Here is a 1,059-nt window from a genome sequence, read left to right as displayed (position 1 = left end):
ACAGCGCTTACACACCCAACCTATCAACGTCGTAGTCTTCGACGGCCCTTCAGGGAGCTCGAGGCTCCAGTGAGATCTCATCTTGAGGCAAGTTTCCCGCTTAGATGCTTTCAGCGGTTATCTTTTCCGAACATAGCTACCCGGCAATGCCACTGGCGTGACAACCGGAACACCAGAGGTTCGTCCAACCCGGTCCTCTCGTACTAAGGTCAGCCCCTCTCAAATCTCAAACGTCCACGGCAGATAGGGACCGAACTGTCTCACGACGTTCTAAACCCAGCTCGCGTACCACTTTAAATGGCGAACAGCCATACCCTTGGGACCGGCTTCAGCCCCAGGATGTGATGAGCCGACATCGAGGTGCCAAACACCGCCGTCGATATGAACTCTTGGGCGGTATCAGCCTGTTATCCCCGGAGTACCTTTTATCCGTTGAGCGATGGCCCTTCCATACAGAACCACCGGATCACTAAGACCTACTTTCGTACCTGCTCGACGTGTCTGTCTCGCAGTCAAGCGCGCTTTTGCCTTTATACTCTACGACCGATTTCCGACCGGTCTGAGCGCACCTTCGTACTCCTCCGTTACTCTTTGGGAGGAGACCGCCCCAGTCAAACTACCCACCATACACTGTCCTCGATCCGGATAACGGACCAGAGTTAGAACCTCAAGATTGCCAGGGTGGTATTTCAAGGATGGCTCCACGCGAACTGGCGTCCACGCTTCAAAGCCTCCCACCTATCCTACACAAGCAAGCTCAAAGTCCAGTGCAAAGCTATAGTAAAGGTTCACGGGGTCTTTCCGTCTAGCCGCGGATACACTGCATCTTCACAGCGATTTCAATTTCACTGAGTCTCGGGTGGAGACAGCGCCGCCATCGTTACGCCATTCGTGCAGGTCGGAACTTACCCGACAAGGAATTTCGCTACCTTAGGACCGTTATAGTTACGGCCGCCGTTTACCGGGGCTTCGATCAAGAGCTTCGCTTGCGCTAACCCCATCAATTAACCTTCCGGCACCGGGCAGGCGTCACACCCTATACGTCCACTTTCGTGTTTG

At 54.2% G+C, this 1,059-nt stretch carries 1 rRNA gene; it reads right to left on the bottom strand.

The window, feature by feature from the left end:
* Positions 1-1,059, bottom strand: a 23S ribosomal RNA gene (locus tag LMJ29_RS03310); the annotation flags it as partial.

This window comes from Pseudomonas oryzagri (genome assembly GCF_020831405.1).
GTDB lineage: Bacteria > Pseudomonadota > Gammaproteobacteria > Pseudomonadales > Pseudomonadaceae > Geopseudomonas > Geopseudomonas oryzagri.
Note: the sequence above shows the minus strand (reverse complement) of the source record. Positions and strands in the feature narration are given on the sequence as shown.